This is a genomic window from Vreelandella boliviensis LC1 (assembly GCF_000236035.1).
GTDB lineage: Bacteria > Pseudomonadota > Gammaproteobacteria > Pseudomonadales > Halomonadaceae > Vreelandella > Vreelandella boliviensis.
This window is the reverse complement of the sequence record NZ_JH393260.1, coordinates 94,626-115,559: the sequence shown is the minus strand read 5'-3', so window position 1 is coordinate 115,559 and position 20,934 is coordinate 94,626. Positions and strand designations below refer to the sequence as shown.

Sequence of the window (20,934 nt, the reverse complement as noted above, 5' to 3'; positions counted from 1 at the left end):
AATTACTCTCCCATCAGCAAGTTAGGCAACCAAAGCGAAATCGCGGGGACATAGGTCACTAACAACAGCACCGCCAAGTTGCATAGCAAAAATGGCACGATGGCTCTTGCCACCGTCAACATAGGTAGTTTGCCAATCCCCGCCACTACGAATAGGCACACCCCCACTGGTGGTGTTGTCAGTCCAATCATCAGGTTCAACACCGCTATCACCGCAAAATGGACCGGGTCGACACCAACGCCTGTCGCTACTCCCACCAAAGCGGGGAAAAGAATAATCAGTGCTGCAATGGTTTCCATAAAAGCGCCGACAAACAACAGAATCAGGTTAAGAATGAGTAAAACAATGAGTGGGTTTTCACTGATGGAGAGAATAAGCGCGGCGATCATCTGCGGGATCTGCTCGCTGGTGAGTATCCAGCCGAACAGGTTGGCTAACCCCACCATCAGCAGCAAGGCCGACGAGGTAAGTACGGTGTCAGATAAGATCGCCGGAAGCATTTTCCACGACAAGCCTTTATACACATACATACCAACGACCAAGGCATAAAGTGAGGCCACAATCGAGGCTTCAGTAGGGGTAAAGAAGCCACCGATAATGCCGTAGAGAATAATCACCGTCATCAACAATGCCCAGAAGGCCGTTTTCGCTTCACTCAGTAATTGCATGACCGGCACACGCTTCTCTTTAGGGTATCCACGCCGAACAGCCAGAATGTACACAGTGATCATCATTGCGAGGCCCATTAGAAGCCCCGGTACTGCACCTGCCAGGAACATTCGCCCGACCGAAATACCGCTAAGTGAACCGGCGATAATCATGGGAACGCTGGGCGGTATAATAGGCCCAATGGTAGATGACGCAGCAGTCACCGCAGCGGCAAACGGTTTGTCGTAGCCAGAGCGCGCCATGCCGGGAATCATCACCGAACCGATGCTGGCGGAATCAGCCACAGCGGTACCTGAAATGCCGCCGAAAATCATCGAGCCACCGACATTAGCGAGCCCCAACCCGCCGCGAATATGGCCTAACAAAGCGTTGGCAAAGCGCACGATATGCTCTGTAATATTGCCCGCATTCATCAGGTTACCGGCCAATACAAAGCCGGGAATACAGAGCAGCACAAAGGTATCGATACCCGCATACATACGCTGCGGCACAATCGTCAGTGAGATGCCTTCAAGCAGAAGATAAGAGAGCGAAGCTAACCCCAACGCAAACGCAATGGGCATCCCGACCAAGAGAAGAACCAAGAAAACGCTAAAGAGGATAATAACTTCCATACTTACGACTCCTGAAGGGAGGCAGAGGAACGACACATTGCGATAATTCCCTCAAGACACCCTAGTAAGCTGTAAACCAGGAGTAGCGCAAAGGTGATAACCGTTGAGAAGAAGATATACAGCATGGGAACCCGCAGCGTAGGTGAGGTCTGCCAGGCGCCGTTTTGGGCGTATTGCCAAGCGTAAGGCAGCACCAGAAAGGCAAACAGGCCAATCAGCAAGCAAATCAGCACTTGGAAAGCCGCCTTCATTCTCGGGCTCAGCAGGTGATGGAAAAGCTCAACGCTGATGTTTCGGTTCTGTCGCAGCACCACACCAACGGATAGCGCCACCATATAAATAAACAGATACCGCGAGAGTTCTTCGGTCCAAGCAATGGAAAACGGCAAAAATAGCCGTGAACAAATTTGCAGCAGTACCGTGGCGGCAATCGCAACAAGCGCCACAACGGCCAAGGTCAGAAAGAACGTATCTACCCAGCCAATCACACGCCCGATAGAGCCTTCTAGCTTAGGCACCGCCGACATTGAAGCCAGGCTCTCCAACGCTTCCTGTTCAAGCGCTTTTTGATCCGATTTCATCACCGTATCCTCATGGGCAAGCTGCTTGTGCCGTTAGAAAATGGACTGGCATACGCCAGTCCATTTTCATTACCAATTCACTACCAACGCCTTACAAGCCCTGGATAGCATCAAAGAGTTCACGCTGCTCTTCAGTTAAGGCCTCAAGCACGGCGGGGCGAGCTTTCTCTGCGAAAGCATCAACGTCGACTTCCACAAATTCCATACCACGCTCTTGAAGCGCTTGCTCCAGACGTCCTTGGTCATCAACGAAAAGCTCGGCCTGATACTCTTGCATGGTTTGAGCGGCATCACGAACCACCTGCTGAAGTTCTTCAGGCATACTTTCTAACTGATTACGGCCAATCACCACATAGATCCAACTGCGCACATGGCCGGTCATGTTGACGTAGTCCTGCACCTCATTAAAGCTGGCGCTTTCGATCAGACTAAGCGGGTTCTCCTGACCTTCCAGGGTATTTTGCTGCAGCGCGGTAAACACTTCGCTAAACGCCATTGGGGTTGGGCGTGCCCCCATTGCCTGCCATGTATCAACGAACAGCGGCACGTTCGGCACGCGAAGGCGTAGCCCATCAAGCTCGTCTGGGTGACGAATAGGACGATTAGAAGTTAGCTCGCGAGGGCCACGTTCGAACCATGCCAAGGGAACCAAGTTAGTGCGCTCAGTGATCTGGGCTTCAATCTCAGCACCGATCTCACCGTTAACGGCGGCATGAAGGTGTTCAGCGTCACGGAAAGCGTAGGGCACCGCCATCATTGCGGCTTTAGGCGCCCAGTTCTGTAAGCTTTCACCGGTGATGGTCATATCCGCCGTGCCTAGCTGGATACTGTTGATCACGTCCATCTCGTTACCAAGCTGCTCACTGGGGTAGAGGCGTACTTCAATCTGCCCGTCAGCGTTTGCTTCGACCTCCTGTTTAAATTTCTCGGCGGCCTGGTGCCAAATGTTCTGCTCATTGGCTAAATGGCCAAAACGCAGGGTAAAATCTGCCGCCATTAATGAGTGGCTGCCTAGTATGGCGGCCCCAAGTACAGCGCTGGTGATAAGTTTTTTAATCATTGTATTTCTCCTGCACACGAGTGTTGTTAGTTATTAATTGCAGCTATTACTTACGCATGGGTTGGCGTGGGTTGGAGTAGCGCCCTTTCAAGCACTGATCTCAATCAGCACCTTGCGGGCTTCTTCTGGTCGGTGATCAAGCATATCGATAGCACTGGGCATGTTACTCAGCGGCAACCGATGGCTAACAAGCGCCAATGGATTCAACTGCCCGCTTGCCATTAGCTCAAGCACCTCCGGAAACTTTCGGTTGTTAAGTCGCGAGCCGACCAGGGTCAGCTCCTTCTTGATCACTTCTAGCTGCACAAGATCACTGGGTTGAGCGCTAAAGCCCAGCAAACCAATGCGTCCTGCTGGCGATGCTAGGCGCAGCATTTGTGGCAACAGCGCAGGTACGCAGGCCGCGTCAGCAATCAGCGGCACACCTTCACCTTGGGTGAGCGCTAGCACTTCTTTTTCAACATCTTGCTCACGGCTATTAAATACCTGCGTGGCACCAAGCTGTTTCGCTACGGCTAACCGCTCGTTAATAACGTCCGTGACGATGACGTCTTCGATACCCTTGGCCTGGGCCATCTGCAAAATTGTCAGACCAATAACGCCGGCGCCCAGAATCATTAGTCGATCACCAGGGTGCGGCTGCATACGATCAAGTACGTTGGCGGCAATGGTGTAAGGCTCAACTAAGGCAGCAGCGTCTAGCCCTATATGCTCGGGTAGGTGGTGAACGTTAGCCGCGGGGACGGCAACAAACTCTTCAAAACCACCATCGCGATGCACGCCGATTACTTCGAGCGAACTGCACACGTTGGGGCGGCCAATTCGGCATGGGTAGCACTCACCACAGCTGATAACGGGGTCGATACAGACGCGATCCCCGACGGCGACGCCGAGCACGCCTTCACCCACAGCTTCAACTACTCCGGCAAACTCGTGACCGGTGGTACGCGGAAAACGCACAAAAGCGTTATCACCATGGATAATATGCATGTCCGAGCCGCAGATACCGGCAAATGCCACGCGCACCAGCGCTTCACCAGCGGCCACCTGGGGCGGCTCAACATCTGCTACCTGATAGTCATGAGGCGCCTTCACCTGGAATGCTTTCATTGACGTCAATCTCCTTACCTGTGCCACAAATTCACCAATGCCATAGTGTGCCGTCTTCCAACCGGTTCACCGGCAGGCTGGCGCGCTTATAGGGGTATTGCTTGGCTAACTGTTCGTCGATATCAACACCGTGCCCTGGGGTTTCACCGACGATGAAGTGGCCATCTTCAAAGCGATAATCGTGTGGGAAGACCTCGTCAGTGGCGCTGGTATGCGGCATATACTCCTGGATACCGAAGTTGGGTACCCAGGTGTCAAAGTGAATCGCCGCGCCCAGACAAATCGGCGAAAGATCCGTTGGCCCGTGGAAACCGGTACGCACGTGATAAAGACCCGCTAAATCGGCGATGCGACGTACATGGGTGATTCCCCCGGCGTGGGTTAGGGTGGCGCGGATATAGTCGATCCACTGATTTTCAATTAGCGCTTTGGCGTCATACAGGCTGTTAAAGACTTCGCCTACGGCCAGCGGCGTGGTGGTGTGTTGGCGGATAAGGCCAAACGCCTCCTGATTCTCAGCCGGCACACAGTCTTCGAGCCAAAAAAGATGGTAGGGCTCAACTTCTTTGCCTAAGCGGGCGGCTTCGATGGGCGTCAGGCGGTGATGAACATCGTGTAGCACATGCAGATCATCGCCAAAGCGCTCACGTACGGCGGCAAACAGCTTGGGCACATGGTTTAAGTATTTGCTGGTACTCCAAACGTGCTCGGCGGGCAGCTCGGCATCGGCAGGCTCATAAGGCTCGCCATCTTTTTTGGCGACCCCATAAATACTGGCAATGCCTGGCACACCTGACTGAACGCGCACGGCTTTGTAGCCCTCATCCACATGGCGGGCGACCTCTTCCAGGCACGCTTCTATATCTCGCCCCGTTGCATGGCCATACACCATCACTCGGTCACGACTCTTACCACCTAACAATTGATACAGCGGCATGCCCGCAAGCTTCGCTTTAATGTCCCAAAGCGCCATATCAACAGCGGCAATCGCACTCATGGTGACAGGCCCACGCCGCCAGTAAGCACCGCGGTAAAGGTAGTGCCAGATATCTTCGATGCGCTGAGGGTCACGCCCGATTAACGTCGGGATTACATGCTCCTCCAGGTAGGCCACCACGGCCATTTCGCGGCCGTTTAGCGTCCCATCGCCAATGCCGTACTCGCCTTGATCGGTAACAATCTTTAGCGTCACGAAATTGCGCCCCGGCGAGGACACAATGGTATAAGCCTGCTCGATCTTCATTGGATCGTCTCCTGCTTCAGCGCTGGGTTTTCTTGTTCTTCGAACGCTGCTTGTCCTTCAAACATAGCGGGGAAACGGCGAACCAGATCGGGCATAGAGACCAAAATCTCACGCAAATGAAGCGACATCGCCCGCTCTGCTCTCAAGACGTCTCGTGCCTCAATAGCAGCAACGATACTGGCATGCTGGTCCACTAGCCGTTCCAGCGGGGTGCTATGGGGCACACTGAGGTAGCGTACCCGGTCAAGCTGAGCGCGGACTTCTTCAATGACTTTCCAGGCTGCGTGCTGCTTTACTCCCAGCGAAAGCGTTTGGTGGAAGGCTTCATCAAGACGATAAAATCGATCATTATCATTAGGCTCAATACAGCGATGCTGCCGTGCTAACAGATCATGTAGGTCTGTCAGCACCCCTGGATCAATGCCTTTATCAGCCGCCAACCTCACGACTGCTACCTCAACCGCCTCACGCACAAAGCGCGCCTCAAGCACCGCCTGCTGGGATATCTTGACCACATAGGTACCGCGCTGAGGCTTCACTTCCACCAGCCCAGCCTCGGAGAGCCTTATAAAAGCTTCCCGCACCGGCTGACGGCTAACCGAAAAGGTGTCGGCAATCTCCTTTTCTGATAACGCCTGACCCGGCGCCAGCACCATCTGGATAATTGACTGCCGCAGCACATGAAATAGCCGTTGGCGTACTGATTCTCCATCGTGCGTTTCCTGCCATAGCGTTTGTAATGTTGTGTGCATTGCACCTGATCCTAATAGAGAAGTCCGTGGCGATGAGCGAACACTACTGATATGACTAGTATGGTAGTTAGATTAAAATAATAAAAGGCAGAATGATTTACTCTTTAGTCGAACAGCGCGCCATAATTGCCGCTACCAAAATCCTATTTACTTATAAGAAATACCTTACATAACAAACAGGTTTAGCGTATTTTTAAGGATTGCTTTGTAAAAACGTAGGCATTTGTAAGTATTTCGCAAGCTAATCGCCTAAGATGGTTTAATACAAACAATTGATTACCACGACCACTGCCCAGAACGGCAATTGCCATGGTCAGCTGAGGGCTGCTGCAAGCCTATACGAGTAAGGAGAGAGTAATGCAGGCCATCCAGGCAATGGATAATTCGAAAGACCTGGTTTTAACGACTGAATTACCGTCATTTTTGGTAGCTGATCTACTCAAGTGCCCAACCTTACCTACCTTGCCCGCTGTTGCTGTCAACGTCTTGAAAATAGCGCGTACAGAGCATCCTTCGGTAAACGATTACGCTAATGCCATCGAGCGTGATCCAGCCTTAACCATGCGCATTATTACCCTTGCCAACAGCGCCTTTTTCTCGCGTAGCCATATAAAGGTGCACGCTTGCCAGGAAGCGACGGCTCGCCTGGGGTTAGACACCACGCTGGCAGCGGTGATGAGCTTCAGCCTGCTTCAAAACAGAGGAATAGACGTCCATTACCAGCGAGTATGGATGCGCTCCATCATTGCCTCGTTAGCAGCACGACACCTTGCCATCCACCTCTGCCCCGATATGGCGGGGCCTGTTTTTACGGCAGCTTTGCTCCAAGACATTGGCGTCATGGCATTACGAGCCACATACCCGAAAGAGAGCAATAATTTATACACGGAAATCGCACTATCCCATCGACAGTTATCAGAATCTGAGCAACGGCTTTTTGGCTGCGACCACTCTCAAGTAGGCGCTTGGCTTGCCGCTAAGTGGGGGGTTCCGACACCGCTTGCTCAGCGAATCTGTGATAGTCACGGCGAATATGACATTACCTCCCCCGATATGCTAAGCATTCAGCTATCAGGCCCCATCGCCGATGCCTGGCTCTCGCCTCACCCAGCGCAGTTGCTAGTCGCCGTAGTACGCGAATTTGAAGCCTATCAGGGCAGCCAGGCGATCTCGTTGCGGCATTTACTCGAGAATATTCAGGAACAGTTGCCCGCGCTGGCAGACATGCTGCAAATGACAGCGCCCTCTTTACAGGATAACGAGTCGCTGCTTGCCGAAGCCCAACAACTGCTGTTTCAACAAACACTCCAGCTCAAAGCGCGTCTTGACACGAACCAAGCGGAACTTGCCTCCCTGCGTCAGCAGCAAGTTGAGTTAGAAGAGCGCTCACGAACAGACATGCTAACCGGCCTTGCAAACCGATCCTGGCTTGAAGAGCAGATGCATAAGCGCTTCGCCTTGTGTCAGGAACAGGCCCGCATCATGTCAGTGGTATTTATTGACCTTGACCACTTTAAGAAGCTAAACGATAAATACGGGCACCAAATGGGCGACCATGTACTGCAAAAATTTGGCAAAACACTACAGTCGCTCATTCGTGAAGGCGATCTTGCGGGGCGCTGGGGCGGCGAAGAGTTTCTGGTCGTTTTACCCGATGAAGACGCACAGGCAGCCCAGGTATTCGCCAAACGAATTGCCCAGCGCCTAGAAAACACACCGATGGCTCACGATGACCAGGATCCCATTCATGTATCTGTATCCATCGGTATTGCCTGTTTAGGTGACGGCGGATTTGGCAGTGCTGATGAACTTATTGATGCAGCCGATAAGAGCATGTATTTCATCAAGCACACAGGGCGCGGCGGCATTGCGGTGTACGGAGAACGTGGTGCGGCTGTAACGCCTATTAATGACTAGCCCTTTTCATTACTGGCCCGGGCCCTTCTATAGCAATATATGAGTACTCCCTATGCTGGAACTTCACCAAGTACATAAAACCTACGCGACGCCACAAGGCCCATTGAAGGTGCTTGAAGATGTCTCCCTACGTTTGGCCGCAGGGCAAAGCCTAGCGCTAATGGGCGAATCTGGGAGCGGGAAATCCACCCTCCTGCATCTTGCCGCCGGTATAGATCTTCCCGACCAAGGGGCAATAACCCTCGAAGACCAGAACGTCGCGTCATTAGCTGAGCCCGCCCGCGCCAAACTACGCCGCGAGCAACTGGGCTTAGTCTTTCAGCAGTTTCATTTAGTCCCCAGCCTAACGGTGATCGATAATCTGCGCCTGCAGGCGCGCTTAGCCAAACGCGATGATGCCGACTGGTCAGGCTACTTAATTGAGCGGCTAGGTCTAACTGGCATGGAAAAACGTTACCCAGAGCAGCTCTCTGGAGGGCAGCAGCAACGCTTAGCCATTGGCCGAGCTCTGGCACCGCGCCCGTCACTGCTGCTTGCCGATGAACCCACGGGCAATTTGGATGAAACCACCGCAGGCAAGGTACTTGAACTGCTATTGAGCCTGGTTCGCGAAACCCACTGTGCCCTGCTCGTTGTCACCCACAGCCCCCAAGTGGCGGCTCCGCTTGATCGCTGTCTACGCCTAAGCCACGGTCGTCTCCTAGACGCGGCACCATGACCCGGGTTCTATCCACACTACTTAGCCACTACCGCCGTCACCCCGGCCAGTTGGTCATGTTGCTGCTCGGCCTATGGGTGGCTAGTGCCCTATGGAGTGGTATCCAAGCGATCAACGCCACCGCGCGCGACAGCTACGCCCGCGCCGATGCGCTGTTTGACACCCAACTGGATCAACTTGAGCGGCGCGATGGCGCCCCACTGACGCGTGGCGAGTACTACGCTCTGCGCCAAGCTGGCTTGCCTGTTTCGCCCATGTTAGAGGGTGAAGTCGTTACCCAAGCTGGCACCCGGCTAACCCTGATCGGCATTGACCCACTGACCCTATCCAGCGATAACGCGATGGCTCAAGCAAACACCTCCGCGTCGTTAAGCGATTTTCTAACGCCTCCGTGGCAAACACGCGCAGCGCCTGACGCCTTGGCAGCCCTAGGGGTAGCGCGCGAAAACGCATCGGGTGCTACCCCGACCTTGGCAGATGGCAATACACTCCCACCGCTCGTTTTAGCGCCAGCGTTACCGCCGGACACGCTGATTATGGATATAAGCGCGGCAGCGCGGTTACTTGAAAGCGGCGACGAGATTACGCGCATTGTGGCCGCACCGTGGGCTCTCGCTGAAGCACCCTCCGGATTTATACTCACCCGCGCCACCACGCTCGCCTCCCCCGGTCAACTGACTGAAAGCTTTCACCTAAACCTTACCGCGTTAGGGCTACTTGCCTGGGTCGTGGGGCTATTCATCGTTCAGGCAGCGCTAGGCCTAGCGTTGGAGCAACGCCTGGGCATGCTGCGCACCCTGCGAGTACTGGGTGTATCAGGGCGCAGTTTAGTTGTTGCGCTGTGCTTAGAGCTAATTCTACTCGGCCTGATCGGGGCGCTTGCCGGTATAGCCAGCGGCGTATGGCTGGCACGCGTATTACTGCCCGATGTCGCGGCAACTCTGGGCTCGCTTTACGGCGCAGGCGTGGGGCAAGAGCTCAATCTGCCCTGGCATTACTGGGTCGGAGGGCTGGCGGTTAGTCTTGGCGGGCTACTGCTGGCGGGCAGCGGCGTGCTATGGCGCGCTGCCCGCTTAAACATGCTGGAGTTAGGCCAGATGCAGGCCTGGCGTGGCGGTTACCGTCGTCAATTAACGCTAATGAGCATCAGCGGCGCACTCGCCTTGAGTGTGGCACTCGCACTTTACGGCTGGCTGCGCTTTCAGCCCCCCGGCGATGGTTTAGTGGCAGGCTTTGGGCTGATTGCCGCGCTACTGCTGGCCAGCGCCCTATGGTTGCCGCCATTTTTAGCGCTGGTACTGAAAGTACTGACACACCTTGCCCAGCGGCGCCCGCTTATTCACTGGGCGATGGCGGATATGCAGCTTCAGCTACCCAGGCTGTCACTGGCCATGATGGCACTACTTATCGCCTTAGCGACCAATCTGGGGGTCGGTAGCATGGTCGGCGGCTTTCGCCTCACGTTTTTAGACTGGCTTGATCAGCGCCTAGTCGCCCCGCTCTATTTGAATGCCCCCAGCGAGCAGTATGCGGATATTGATGTTTGGCTGGCTGATCGCCCAGAGGTCTTCGAGCGCTTGCTCACTCGGCGTAGTGATGCAACCCTGCAGGCGACCATTACGCCCGATGGCAGCCGCGCTTTAGGCACGCCTATCGAGCTGTACGGCATCACCCCAGGCGAATCATTAACCCCGCACTGGCCGCTGCTGGCAATCCAACAAGACCGCTCATCCGCCTGGGCAGCCTTTAGCGATGGCGCGATTTTTGTTAACGAGCAACTCGCCACCGCAGAGAACCTTGCCCCCGGAGATCGCCTAACCCTAAGCGCACCGGGCGCCAATGAAACGCTGACAATCGCCGCTATTTATCCCGACTACGGCAACCCCAGGGGGCAGGTGCTGATGGCATCGCCCCAGCTTGCCGCACGTTTTAATGCGCCGCCGAGCTCCATGGGGTTAGTGTTGAATGATAACGCCAATGTTGATGCCATGCGGGCTGCTTTGCGCGAACGCTTTGACCTCGGCAGCGATGCGCTGAGCGATCAAGCCGAGATCAAGCGTATCGCCACCGAGATTTTCGAGCGCACCTTTACCATTACCCGCGCACTGAATGTACTGACCCTAGCGGTAGCGGCCCTCGCACTGTTCGCCAGCCTGTTAGCCCAGGCGCGCAATCGACGCCAACAGTTAGCACCGCTATGGGCGCTGGGCGTACCTCGAGCACAGCTGGCACAATTGAATTTAGCGCAACTTGGCGGTGCTGCATTAGTCACCGGCCTACTGGCCGTTCCACTGGGTATTGCGATTACCTGGGGCTTAGTGGCGATTATTAATGTGGCGGCGTTTGGTTGGCGACTACCGCTCTACCTTTTCCCCTGGGAAATGGCGATCACCCTGGCCACCGCCGTTGGTGTAGCGCTACTGGCAGCGGCCCTGCCCACGCTGCGTTTCTGGCGCGCCTCACCGCGGGCCTTACTGGCAGAAGAGGCTAATCAATGAGCGTACGGCGACTGCGAAACTTGCTTCTTGTGCTAATCGCCACTGTGACGCTGATTCTTTATGGCTGTAGCGATGAAGATCCGACGTCAACCAGTAGCGCAGGCTTTGCCGGCTTGGGCCAGGACGTCGATGGCTTCCAAGACGCCGGGTCAAACTCATCACTTACCTTCCCTGCGGATCATTCAGCGCACCCGGATTACCGTATCGAATGGTGGTATTTAACCGCCAATTTGGAAGATGAATCCGGCGAGCCCCTCGGCCTACAGTGGACACTATTTCGACAAGCCCTGATGGCGCCCAGCAAGCGCCCTGAGCCAACGCCCTGGGCCGCTGATCAACTCTGGATGGCCCATATGGCGCTCTCCCAGGGCGAGCAGCATCAGGTGGCCGAACGTTTTGGACGCAGCCATTCACAGGCCCAGCTAAATACTACCCAGAACAGCCAAGCAGGCGTAGTGGCTAACCCCTTTCATGCCTGGCTAGATGATTGGCAGCTTAAAGCAAACGATGAAGCCGATAACCGCGATTTTGATAACCTCACCCTCACCGCCTATAGCGGCGAAGGCGATACTCGCTTTGGCTATTCATTAACGCTGACCGCCGAAGGGCCGCTGGTATTGCATGGCAACGGTGGGTTCAGTCAAAAAGCTGCCAACGGTCAGGGCTCCATGTACTACAGCCAGCCCTTTTGGCAGATAGAAGGCGATGTCACCCTTAACGGTGAGACCAAAACCGTCAGCGGCCGCGGCTGGCTGGATCGCGAATGGAGTAGCCAACTGCTGGATGCCCGCCAATCCGGCTGGGACTGGTTTTCGATTCACCTTGAAGATGGCCACAAGCTAATGGCGTTTCGGCTACGCGGTGGTGGTGATGACACTGATCAAGCGCAAGGCGCTGATTACCGCTCTGGAACCTGGATAACGCCAGAAGGCCAAGCCACATCTTTAGCCAATAGCGACATCACGCTCACACCGCAAGCAACATCGGCAGTCGCCGGGCGCGATGTACCTACCCGCTGGCGACTGGAAGTGCCATCAGCAGGCCTCGACATGACGATTGAAGCCCCTCACGCCAACCGCTGGATGACCACCAGCGTGCCCTACTGGGAAGGCGAAGTAGTGGTCACCGACCACGCCAGCGGCGAACCGCTTGGCGAGGGGTATCTCGAAATGACCGGGTATTGAGCTAACAAGCACATTAACCCTTTGCATAGCGAGCCTGCCCCCATCGCTGCATTGCCTCAAGCACTTCACGCAGCACTGGTCGTACCTCGGCGGCACGGTCTTCGCGATAGGCGAAGATCGGCTGGTCATCATCGGGTTCGTTCATATAGGTACGCTGGGAGAGTTCGAGCTGCACCGCGTGAATATGGCTGGCGGGATCCCCATAGCTCCGGGTGATATGCCCGCCTTTAAAGCGGCCATTGATCACATGCGTAAAACGCGACTGGGCAGCACAGACCGCTTGTAACGACTTGCTAAGTTCAGAATCGCAGCTTCGCTCCTCAAAGGTACCCAGATTGATATCCGGTAGTTGGTCGTCGAAGAGCCGCGGGATGCGAGAGCGGATAGAGTGGGCATCGAACAGCAGCGCATAGCCGAAGCGCGCCTTTAGCCGCGCAAGCTCCCCAGCCAGGACGTTGTGGTAGGGGCGCCACACATGCTCTTTTGCCCACTCGCGCTCTTCCTTGCTAGGTACTTGTCCGTCTCGAAACAGTGGTTCACCGTCGAAGTCGGTGTCAGGAAATAACCCGGTCGTCGCCCCCGCGTAGAGCGGCGTATCATTTTCAGGCCGGTTAAGATCGATAACGTAGCGCGAATAGCGCGCCTCCAGTCGGCTAGCGCCAAGCGCTGCGGCAAAATCGTAAAGCCTGGGAAGATGCCAGTCGGTGTCGGCGAGGCTAAGCGCCGCTTCGTTGAGCCCGGCTTCCACTGCTGGCGTTAACGCAGTGCCTGCATGGGGCATTGAGATCAGCAGCGGCGTATCGCCCTGGGTGAGCTGGTAACTGTCCATCACACTTCCCATCATGCTTCTATCTCCTTACCTGCTTTGAAAACCGTGACGGGCAATTGCCCACCCAGCCAGTAGCTGAGCTCCGCTGGGCCACTAATATCCCAGACGACGGCGTCCGCTACTTTTCCTACTTCCAAGGAGCCATGGCTGGCATCAATACCCAGTGCCTTAGCGGCATTAATAGTCACCCCTGCCAGCGCCTCTTCAGGGGTTAGGCGGAACAGCGTACAGGCTAAATTCATCATTAACCGTAACGACAAAACCGGCGACGTGCCGGGGTTAAGATCACTGGCTAGCGCCATCGCAACGCCCTGCTCACGGAACGCCGTAATCGGCGGCAACTGCGTCTCACGCAGGGTCAGAAAGGCGCCCGGCAGTAACACCGCAGCGGTGCCACTGCTCGCCATAGCACGAGCATCCGCCTCATCGGCATATTCGACATGATCCGCAGACAGCGCGCCAAATTCGGCAGCGAGCTGGCAACCGCCAAGCCGCGATAGCTGCTCGGCGTGCAGCTTGAGCGGTAAACCCAGCTGTTTAGCGGTATTGAATACACGCCGCATCTGCTCGACCGAGAAAGCGATGCCTTCGCAGAAACCATCCACCGCATCGACAAGTCCCTCCCTAGCCAACGTCGGCAGGAGGGTCTCGCACACTAGCTCGATATACGCATCGCTACGCTCGCGGTATTCAGGCGGCAACGCATGGGCCGCAAGGCAGGTAGTGTGAACCTCAACCGGCAGGTGTTCGCCCAGCGCCCGGGCCACTTGCAGCATCTTGCGCTCGCTGTCCAAATCAAGCCCGTAGCCCGACTTAATCTCCAGCGTGGTGACGCCTTCACGCAACAGCACCTTGGCACGCCCCTCTGCACTTGCCAGCAGTTCGTCAAAACTTGCCGCACGGGTTGCCCGTACGCTGCTGACAATGCCGCCGCCCTGGCGGGCAATTTCGCTATAACTCACCCCCTCCAGACGCTGCTCAAATTCGCTACTGCGATCGCCCCCAAACACCAGGTGGGTATGGCAGTCGATCAACCCCGGCGTTAGCCAGCGCCCGCCCAAGTCACGCACTTCATCGAAGGTTATATCGTTGGGCAGCTTCGCCTCAGGGCCAATCCAGGCAATCCGCCCCGCCTCAATAATCACTGCCGCATCGCGCACAATCGCGTAGTGGCCACCCGCCAAGGTAACCGCATGGCAGTGGTGCCATAGCTGTTTTATGCTTTCTCCCAGGGCCACGTTACTTCACCATCGGCAGGTCGAGGCCTTGCTCAGTGGCACTCTGCTTGGCGATGTCGTAGCCAGCATCGGCGTGACGCATTACCCCGGTGGCGGGGTCGTTACGCAGCACGCGGCCCAAGCGAGCATGGGCATCGTCGCTGCCGTCGGCAACGATCACCACCCCAGCGTGCTGGGAGTAACCCATGCCCACGCCGCCGCCATGGTGAAGAGAAACCCAGGTAGCGCCTCCGGCGGTGTTGAGCAGCGCATTGAGCAGCGGCCAATCGGAGACGGCATCCGAGCCATCCAGCATTGATTCAGTTTCGCGATTGGGGCTGGCCACCGAACCGGAGTCCAGGTGGTCGCGGCCAATCACAATCGGCGCTTTGAGTTCGCCACTGGCGACCATGGCGTTAAACGCCTGGCCCAGACGCGCGCGATCCTTTAAGCCCACCCAGCAGATACGTGCCGGTAAGCCCTGGAAGCTGATACGCTCCTTGGCCATATCCAGCCAGTTATGCAGATGTGGGTCGTCGGGGATCAGCTCTTTAACCTTCTGGTCGGTCTTGTAGATATCTTCCGGGTCACCAGAGAGGGCCACCCAGCGGAACGGGCCAATCCCTTGGCAGAACAGCGGACGAATATAGGCAGGCACAAAGCCGGGGAAGTCGAAGGCATTATCGATACCCTCCTCCCGAGCCATCTGACGAATATTATTGCCGTAATCAAAGGTCGGCACGTCCATCGCCTGAAAATCAAGCATGGCCTGCACATGCACCGCCATAGAGCGCTTGGCGGCTTTGACCACCACCTCAGGCTCGCTCTTGCCCCGAGCCACGTACTCATCCCAGTTCCAGCCTGCGGGCAAATAGCCGTGCAGCGGGTCATGAGCGCTGGTCTGGTCAGTCACCATATCCGGCTTGATGCCACGCTTGACAAGTTCCGGCAGTATCTCAGCCGCATTGCCACGCAGCGCAATCGAGACGGCTTTACCTTCTGAGGTGTAGCGCTCTAGGCGCGCCAGGGCATCGTCGAGATCACTCGCTTGCTCATCCACATAGCGGGTGCGCAGACGCATATCGATACGGCTCTGCTGACACTCGATATTAAGGCTGCAGGCACCCGCGAGCGTTGCCGCCAAAGGCTGGGCGCCGCCCATACCGCCAAGACCGGCGGTCAGGATCCAGCGTCCGGCCAGCTTGCCGTCGAAGTGCTGCCGACCAGCTTCAACAAAGGTTTCGTAGGTGCCCTGGACAATGCCCTGAGAGCCGATATAGATCCACGAACCCGCGGTCATCTGGCCGTACATCATCAGGCCCTTCTTATCCAACTCGTTAAAGTGCTCCCAGTTAGCCCAGGCAGGCACCAGGTTGGAGTTGGCAATCAATACGCGCGGCGCATCCTTATGGGTCTCGAACACTCCCACCGGTTTGCCGGACTGGATCAGCAGCGACTGGTGATCTTCCAGGCGCTTGAGCGTCTCAACGATGGCATCGAAACACTCCCAATCACGAGCGGCGCGGCCAATCCCGCCATACACCACCAGCTCTTTAGGATTTTCGGCCACATCGGGATCGAGATTATTCATCAGCATTCGTAGCGGTGCTTCGGTCAGCCAGCTTTTGCAGGAGAGCCGGGGGCCATGAGGGGCTCGAATATCGATATCGCGAAAGCGTGAAAGGGTCATAAATACTCCTAATTTGCGGCCATATTTTGTATATACATTATGACAACACCCGTCTCCACGCAACGCTTTAAAAGTGCTTTGACGCAAATTCACCACGACAGTGCAATGTTCCGAAAAAAAGCAAAAATACGCACAAAAAAGGCTTATTTAGCCCCTATCAAGAACGTCTCTTTACCTAACGCTCGGAGTTCGCTATATGTATATACATTAGCAGTTAATTGCTTATTTTAATGGAGCCCTCATGTCCCAACGCTACTTCGCCGATCACGCCCTGCTACCCAGCGGATGGGCCTCACAGGTACTGCTCGAAATCGATGCCACCGGCACCCTTACCAAGGTGTTACCTGACAGCGCGCCGGATAATGCCCAGCTCTTAGCTGGCCCTGTGCTCCCCGGCATGCCCAACTTGCACTCGCATGCCTTTCAGCGCGCCATGGCGGGTCTAGCCGAAATTGGCAGTACACAACAGGACAGCTTCTGGAGCTGGAGAGAGAGTATGTATGGCCTGGTTGATCGGCTCACGCCGGATCAAGTGGGTGTGATTGCCCAGGCGCTGTATATCGAAATGCTCAAAGGGGGTTATACCCAGGTCAGCGAGTTCCACTACCTGCACCATGACACCAGCGGCAAGGCCTATAGCGACCCTGCCGAAATGGCCTGGGCCATTACCGGCGCCGCCGAACGCAGCGGTATCGCCCTTACCCTGTTGCCAGTGCTTTACGCCCACAGTGGTTTTGGCGGGCAGACGCCCAATCATGGGCAAAGACGCTTTATCCACACCGTCCCAGATTTTTTGAAGTTACTTGAGACATTAAAGCCAAGCTTTGCAAACCACCCCACAAAAGCACTAGGCATGGCGTTCCATTCACTTCGCGCAGTGACCCTTGAAGAGATGCAGGCAGTACTGGCGACGAACCCTACCGGCCCGCGCCACATTCACGTCGCCGAACAGCAACGCGAAGTGGAAGATAGCCTCGCCCATTGCGGTCAGCGACCAGTACGCTGGCTACTGGATAATGTTGAGGTGGATGAGCGCTGGAGTTTGATCCACGCCACCCACCTAGACGATGGAGAATTACGCGATCTCGCCGCCAGCGGCGCCGTGGTGGGGCTCTGCCCGACCACCGAAGCCAACCTGGGCGACGGGCTTTTCCGCGCAGTCGAGTATGCCGCCCTGGGAGGGAAGCTGGGCATTGGCTCTGACAGCCATGTCTCGCTGGATATCGTTGAGGAGCTGCGCCTGCTTGAGTACGGCCAACGGCTTGCCACCCAGCAGCGCAACTGCCTGCACGATAGCGCAATACGCCCGGTGGGTGACTGGCTTTACCGCAGCGCCTTGGCAGGCGGAGCGCAAGCCTCCGGCCAGCCCATCGGCGCCCTCGAGGTCGGCAAGCGCGCCGATATGGTCGTCCTGGATGGCAGTGACCCCTACCTCTCCACCAGCGCAGACGACACCCGCCTGGGGCGCTGGCTATTGGGCGGGTCAAAACAGCAGATTCGCGATGTCATGGTGGCTGGCCGCTGGGTCATTCAGGAACGGCGCCATGCCCTGGATGACGTTAACCGCACGGCGCTGACACGTCTGTTTCGCGAGATTGGTTAAGCCGCTGAGCGAGATCGATTAAAGATTGATTAATAAGGGGAGTGCGCCATCGAGCGCAATTTATAGCGATCGCCAGGGTGCAGCAGATGCGCATAGCTAATCAGGCGATCGCCAGACCATGTACGGCGACGAACACTTAGGCACGGCAATGCCAGGCCAATATCCAACCACTCCGCGGCTTGGGGATCAGCCACTACGGCTTCGACAATATGCTCCATATCGGTAATCGGGCAGGCAGCCACCAGCACCTCATTCGGGGTATGCCGAGAGAAGTCTGCGTCCAGATAATCGGACACCCAGCGCGGATTAACGTAGCGGTCTTCAAGTTGAATGGGCAGGCCATTTTCGAGGTGAATCAGAATGGAATGGAATAGCTTAGTGCCAATGCGCACGCCCATACGCAGGGCGATCTCATCGTCAGCATTCAGCGCCTCACAGCGCAACACACGGTTAGTGTAGTCATGGCCACGACTACGCACTTCATCAGCGATATTATTGATTTCTGCCAACGGCGACTCTGAACGGCGATCGGTCACAAAGGTACCTATCCCCGATTGACGCACCAGATAGCCTTCCTGCACCAGATCACGAATGGCCTTATTGGCGGTCATCCTGCTGACCCCAAAGGTGACCGCAAGCTGCTCTTCAGGCGGGATTTTATGATCGACGGGGAAATGCCCTGTCTGGATATTCTCCAGCAGGTAGTGCTTAATCTGTTGATACCGGGGCGGTTGTCGTCCCACGTGCTCTCCTCAAATCCCTTTTATCACCCGACTTATCCCCCCCTTCACCACAAGGTCGATGCTAAGCAGGTGTGTTCCAGGCGTCGTCTCAAATTTAATTGCCTCATAGGCAGCGTTAACCGGTACCAGGAGCGGGTCTTGCCCAGACCAATACCACAGGTCGTAACAACTGAGCGAATGCGCTGGACGGCTGGACATCCGCGCAGCCCCACCCACAGCTACTAACAGTGTCTCAGCACCAGGGCGTCGCTTTAGCCGCTCTCCCTTGGCCAGCCAAGCCACACGGGCCTGCCAACGTTGTGGATTGTACATTAAATTCAGCGCCCGACTCGCCCCCTCGGGCAGCAAGCACTCTACCGCCGCATCCCCATCAAAAACGACACTTTGCCGAGGCACTAACGTAGTGCGCTTACCGGGGAGTATCAGCGTGACCGGATGCGCGCCAATCACGGTAAAATGACGCCTCACTCCAGCAATCACCGAAAATGGCCCCGGCTTTTCCAGTTCCGCAATCGACACCCGCCACCCTGGTGATTCACCACTATTCTCTTGGCGCACCACTTCTCGCGTCACCCCACCGCCATTTTGCCAAGCAACGGGCATAAGCTCGTCAAAACGGAGTGTTTGCGGCAGCTTCATGGGTTATTTCCTGTCAGGATGCGGCGGCCTTACGGTAGCTCATTGAGGCATCGATACGGCCAAGGATATAGTCCCCCGCTGCTACTGCCGGGTAGTCAGCCTCGCTAGCAGAGATCCCCAGGTCGACGGGATCAACCAGCGCGCCATAATAAAGCCAGCCCAATCCTCACCTGCGTTAGTCCACTTAGGCTATTGATAGCGGCCATACATAAGAACAGCCACAAGCAATAAGTATATACATACAAAAATGCTTTTATCTATCCGTAAAAGTAAAACAAATTAGATAAAATCTCGCCTAAAACGCACCAAAATCACGCAAAAAGCATCCATAACGCACCAAAACCCATCATTTTAAAATATTATCTAATAACGACCAGTAACTTAACCATTAGAACTTGCATAAACAACGCCTACCTGTATATACATAATAGCAACTGCCGATTTCACCACCACGGATGGGAATATCTAACATCCATTTTTAACACCCAATGGGTGAGAAAAAGGCTGTTTAGATGCTTCCAGATGATGCTCGTAAAGCACTGCAGAGGTAATCATGACATCAATACAACGGCTTTCCCCAGGTCACATTACGCTTGCGACACTACGCGAGCTTTTTGAGGGCAGCCCCACTATCGCGCTCGACGAGGAGAGCCGTGTCAGGGTCGCAAGCGCCGAAGCCACGGTTAGCGCCATCCTGGACAGCGGCCGCACCGTTTACGGTATTAACACCGGCTTTGGCGTGCTCGCCCAGACCTCCATACCACGCGCGTCGCTGACCGAACTGCAGCGCAACCTGGTGCTATCGCACAGTACCGGGGTGGGTGACTACTTGGATGACGCCACTGTAGGGCTGATTCTGGCGCTAAAAGCAGCTTCGCTGGCCCGTGGCCACTCCGGAGTGCGCTGGCTGATTATTGAAACCCTATTGGCGCTTTACAATGCGCGGGTCTATCCATGCATTCCTGCCAAAGGCTCGGTAGGTGCCTCTGGGGATCTTGCGCCGCTGGCGCATATGGCGGCCACCCTGCTCGGCGAGGGTCGCATGCGTCACCAGGGGAGAGAGATACCCGCCAGTGAGGGGCTTGCCCTGGCGGGTATCGAGCCCCTTACGCTGGCCCCCAAGGAGGGGCTGGCACTGATTAACGGCACCCAGGTATCCACCGCCCTGGCGCTGCGCGGACTGTTCGCCACCGAGAAGCTATTCACCGCTGCCGTGGTGGCAGGGAGTCTGTCGGTGGATGCCTTAAAGGGCTCAGACACACCGTTTGACGAGCGCATTCAGGCCGTTCGCGGCCATCCCGGTCAGCGTGATGTCGCCGCTTTCTACCGCGAACTGCTAGCGGGCAGCCGGGTGCGTGAATCCCACCGCGACTGCCCGCGGGTTCAGGACCCCTACTCGCTGCGCTGCCAGCCCCAGGTGATGGGCGCCTGCCTCGACCATTTACGCTTTGCGGCTAGTGTGTTTCTGCGTGAGGCCAACGCCGTTTCCGATAACCCGCTGGTATTCGATAATGGCGACGTATTGTCTGGCGGCAACTTCCATGCGGAGCCGGTGGCGATGGCCGCCGACGTACTGGCGCTGGTGATTTCAGAGATCGGTGCGCTGTCGGAGCGCCGCATCGCCCAACTGGTCGATCCAGCGCTATCCGGCTTGCCAGCCTTCCTGGTCACCGAGAGCGGGCTCAACTCCGGCTTTATGATCGCCCAGGTCAGCGCCGCCGCCCTGGCGTCCGAGAACAAAACCCTGGCCCATCCGGCCTCGGTTGATAGCTTACCGACCTCTGCCAATCAAGAAGACCACGTCTCCATGGCCACCTTCGCCGCAAGGCGGCTGGCCGACATGGCGTTTAACTCCAGTGCGGTGGTA

Annotated in this window: 18 protein-coding genes; 6 read left to right on the top strand and 12 right to left on the bottom strand. The window is 56.1% G+C overall.

From position 1 onward, the window contains the following. Positions 1–2 precede the first annotated feature (2 nt). The 6 genes from KUC_RS17485 to KUC_RS17460 all read right to left on the bottom strand — a co-directional run bounded on the left by KUC_RS17485 (position 3) and on the right by KUC_RS17460 (position 6,029). Positions 3–1,283: a TRAP transporter large permease gene (locus KUC_RS17485; RefSeq protein ID WP_040481508.1), complete on the bottom strand. Its 1,281-nt coding sequence runs from the start codon at positions 1,281–1,283 to the stop codon at positions 3–5. A gap of 2 nt (positions 1,284–1,285) precedes the next feature. Further along, positions 1,286–1,864 carry a TRAP transporter small permease gene (locus tag KUC_RS17480; protein WP_007114578.1) on the bottom strand — a complete coding sequence of 193 codons (579 nt, stop codon included), beginning with the start codon at positions 1,862–1,864 and terminating at the stop codon, positions 1,286–1,288. Positions 1,865–1,955: 91 nt separating this feature from the next. Continuing rightward, positions 1,956–2,924, bottom strand: a complete 969-nt coding sequence (locus KUC_RS17475) for a TRAP transporter substrate-binding protein (protein ID WP_007114577.1) — start codon at positions 2,922–2,924, stop codon at positions 1,956–1,958. An 87-nt stretch (positions 2,925–3,011) separates the two neighbouring features. Then, positions 3,012–4,034 carry a Zn-dependent oxidoreductase gene (locus tag KUC_RS17470; protein WP_007114576.1) on the bottom strand — a complete coding sequence of 341 codons (1,023 nt, stop codon included), beginning with the start codon at positions 4,032–4,034 and terminating at the stop codon, positions 3,012–3,014. A 31-nt stretch (positions 4,035–4,065) separates the two neighbouring features. Further along, on the bottom strand, positions 4,066–5,277 hold the full coding sequence (gene manD / locus KUC_RS17465; protein WP_007114575.1) for a D-mannonate dehydratase ManD: 1,212 nt from the start codon (positions 5,275–5,277) through the stop codon (positions 4,066–4,068). Next, positions 5,274–6,029 carry a GntR family transcriptional regulator gene (locus tag KUC_RS17460; protein WP_007114574.1) on the bottom strand — a complete coding sequence of 252 codons (756 nt, stop codon included), beginning with the start codon at positions 6,027–6,029 and terminating at the stop codon, positions 5,274–5,276. Before KUC_RS17460 ends, manD begins: the two co-directional genes overlap by 4 nt. A 357-nt stretch (positions 6,030–6,386) precedes the next feature. Between KUC_RS17460 and KUC_RS17455 the strand changes: the two genes are divergently transcribed. The 4 genes from KUC_RS17455 to KUC_RS17440 are packed head-to-tail and all read left to right on the top strand — an operon-like array spanning position 6,387 to position 12,346. Continuing rightward, positions 6,387–7,946, top strand: a complete 1,560-nt coding sequence (locus tag KUC_RS17455) for a sensor domain-containing diguanylate cyclase (RefSeq protein WP_007114573.1) — start codon at positions 6,387–6,389, stop codon at positions 7,944–7,946. A gap of 52 nt (positions 7,947–7,998) precedes the next feature. Continuing rightward, entirely contained in the window at positions 7,999–8,664 is a 666-nt protein-coding gene (locus KUC_RS17450; RefSeq protein ID WP_007114572.1) for an ABC transporter ATP-binding protein, read from the top strand. Further along, positions 8,661–11,162 (top strand): ABC transporter permease, encoded by a 2,502-nt coding sequence (locus KUC_RS17445; protein ID WP_007114571.1) that lies wholly within the window; start codon positions 8,661–8,663, stop codon positions 11,160–11,162. The genes KUC_RS17450 and KUC_RS17445 overlap by 4 nt, the downstream gene beginning before the upstream one ends. Next, positions 11,159–12,346 carry a lipocalin-like domain-containing protein gene (locus tag KUC_RS17440; protein WP_040481504.1) on the top strand — a complete coding sequence of 396 codons (1,188 nt, stop codon included), beginning with the start codon at positions 11,159–11,161 and terminating at the stop codon, positions 12,344–12,346. The genes KUC_RS17445 and KUC_RS17440 overlap by 4 nt, the downstream gene beginning before the upstream one ends. Before the next feature lie 13 nt (positions 12,347–12,359). On the opposite strand, the gene hutG is transcribed toward KUC_RS17440, so the two are convergent. From hutG to hutU, 3 genes are read right to left on the bottom strand one after another with little or no spacing between them, the layout of a single operon-like run. Beyond that, positions 12,360–13,190, bottom strand: a complete 831-nt coding sequence (gene hutG / locus KUC_RS17435; RefSeq protein ID WP_007114569.1) for an N-formylglutamate deformylase — start codon at positions 13,188–13,190, stop codon at positions 12,360–12,362. Then, entirely contained in the window at positions 13,187–14,413 is a 1,227-nt protein-coding gene (hutI, locus tag KUC_RS17430) for an imidazolonepropionase (RefSeq protein ID WP_007114568.1), read from the bottom strand. The genes hutG and hutI overlap by 4 nt, the downstream gene beginning before the upstream one ends. Position 14,414: 1 nt before the next feature. Next, positions 14,415–16,082 (bottom strand): urocanate hydratase, encoded by a 1,668-nt coding sequence (hutU, locus tag KUC_RS17425; RefSeq protein WP_007114567.1) that lies wholly within the window; start codon positions 16,080–16,082, stop codon positions 14,415–14,417. A 241-nt stretch (positions 16,083–16,323) separates the two neighbouring features. On the opposite strand from hutU, the gene KUC_RS17420 reads away from it, so the two are divergent. Beyond that, the gene (locus KUC_RS17420) at positions 16,324–17,685 is read left to right on the top strand and encodes a formimidoylglutamate deiminase (protein WP_007114566.1); all 1,362 of its coding nucleotides are present in this window, start codon (positions 16,324–16,326) and stop codon (positions 17,683–17,685) included. A 29-nt stretch (positions 17,686–17,714) separates the two neighbouring features. Here the strand turns inward: KUC_RS17420 and hutC are convergent, their stop codons facing one another. The 3 genes from hutC to KUC_RS19630 are packed head-to-tail and all read right to left on the bottom strand — an operon-like array spanning position 17,715 to position 19,230. Then, entirely contained in the window at positions 17,715–18,428 is a 714-nt protein-coding gene (gene hutC, locus KUC_RS17415; protein WP_007114565.1) for a histidine utilization transcriptional repressor HutC, read from the bottom strand. 9 nt (positions 18,429–18,437) lie between these two features. Continuing rightward, positions 18,438–19,067: a HutD/Ves family protein gene (locus KUC_RS19140; RefSeq protein WP_007114564.1), complete on the bottom strand. Its 630-nt coding sequence runs from the start codon at positions 19,065–19,067 to the stop codon at positions 18,438–18,440. A gap of 13 nt (positions 19,068–19,080) precedes the next feature. Continuing rightward, positions 19,081–19,230, bottom strand: a complete 150-nt coding sequence (locus KUC_RS19630) for a hypothetical protein (RefSeq protein ID WP_007114563.1) — start codon at positions 19,228–19,230, stop codon at positions 19,081–19,083. Positions 19,231–19,620: 390 nt separating this feature from the next. Here KUC_RS19630 and hutH point away from each other — a divergent pair. Next, on the top strand, positions 19,621–20,934 hold a 1,314-nt coding region (gene hutH, locus KUC_RS17405; RefSeq protein WP_244264842.1), incomplete at its 3' end, for a histidine ammonia-lyase.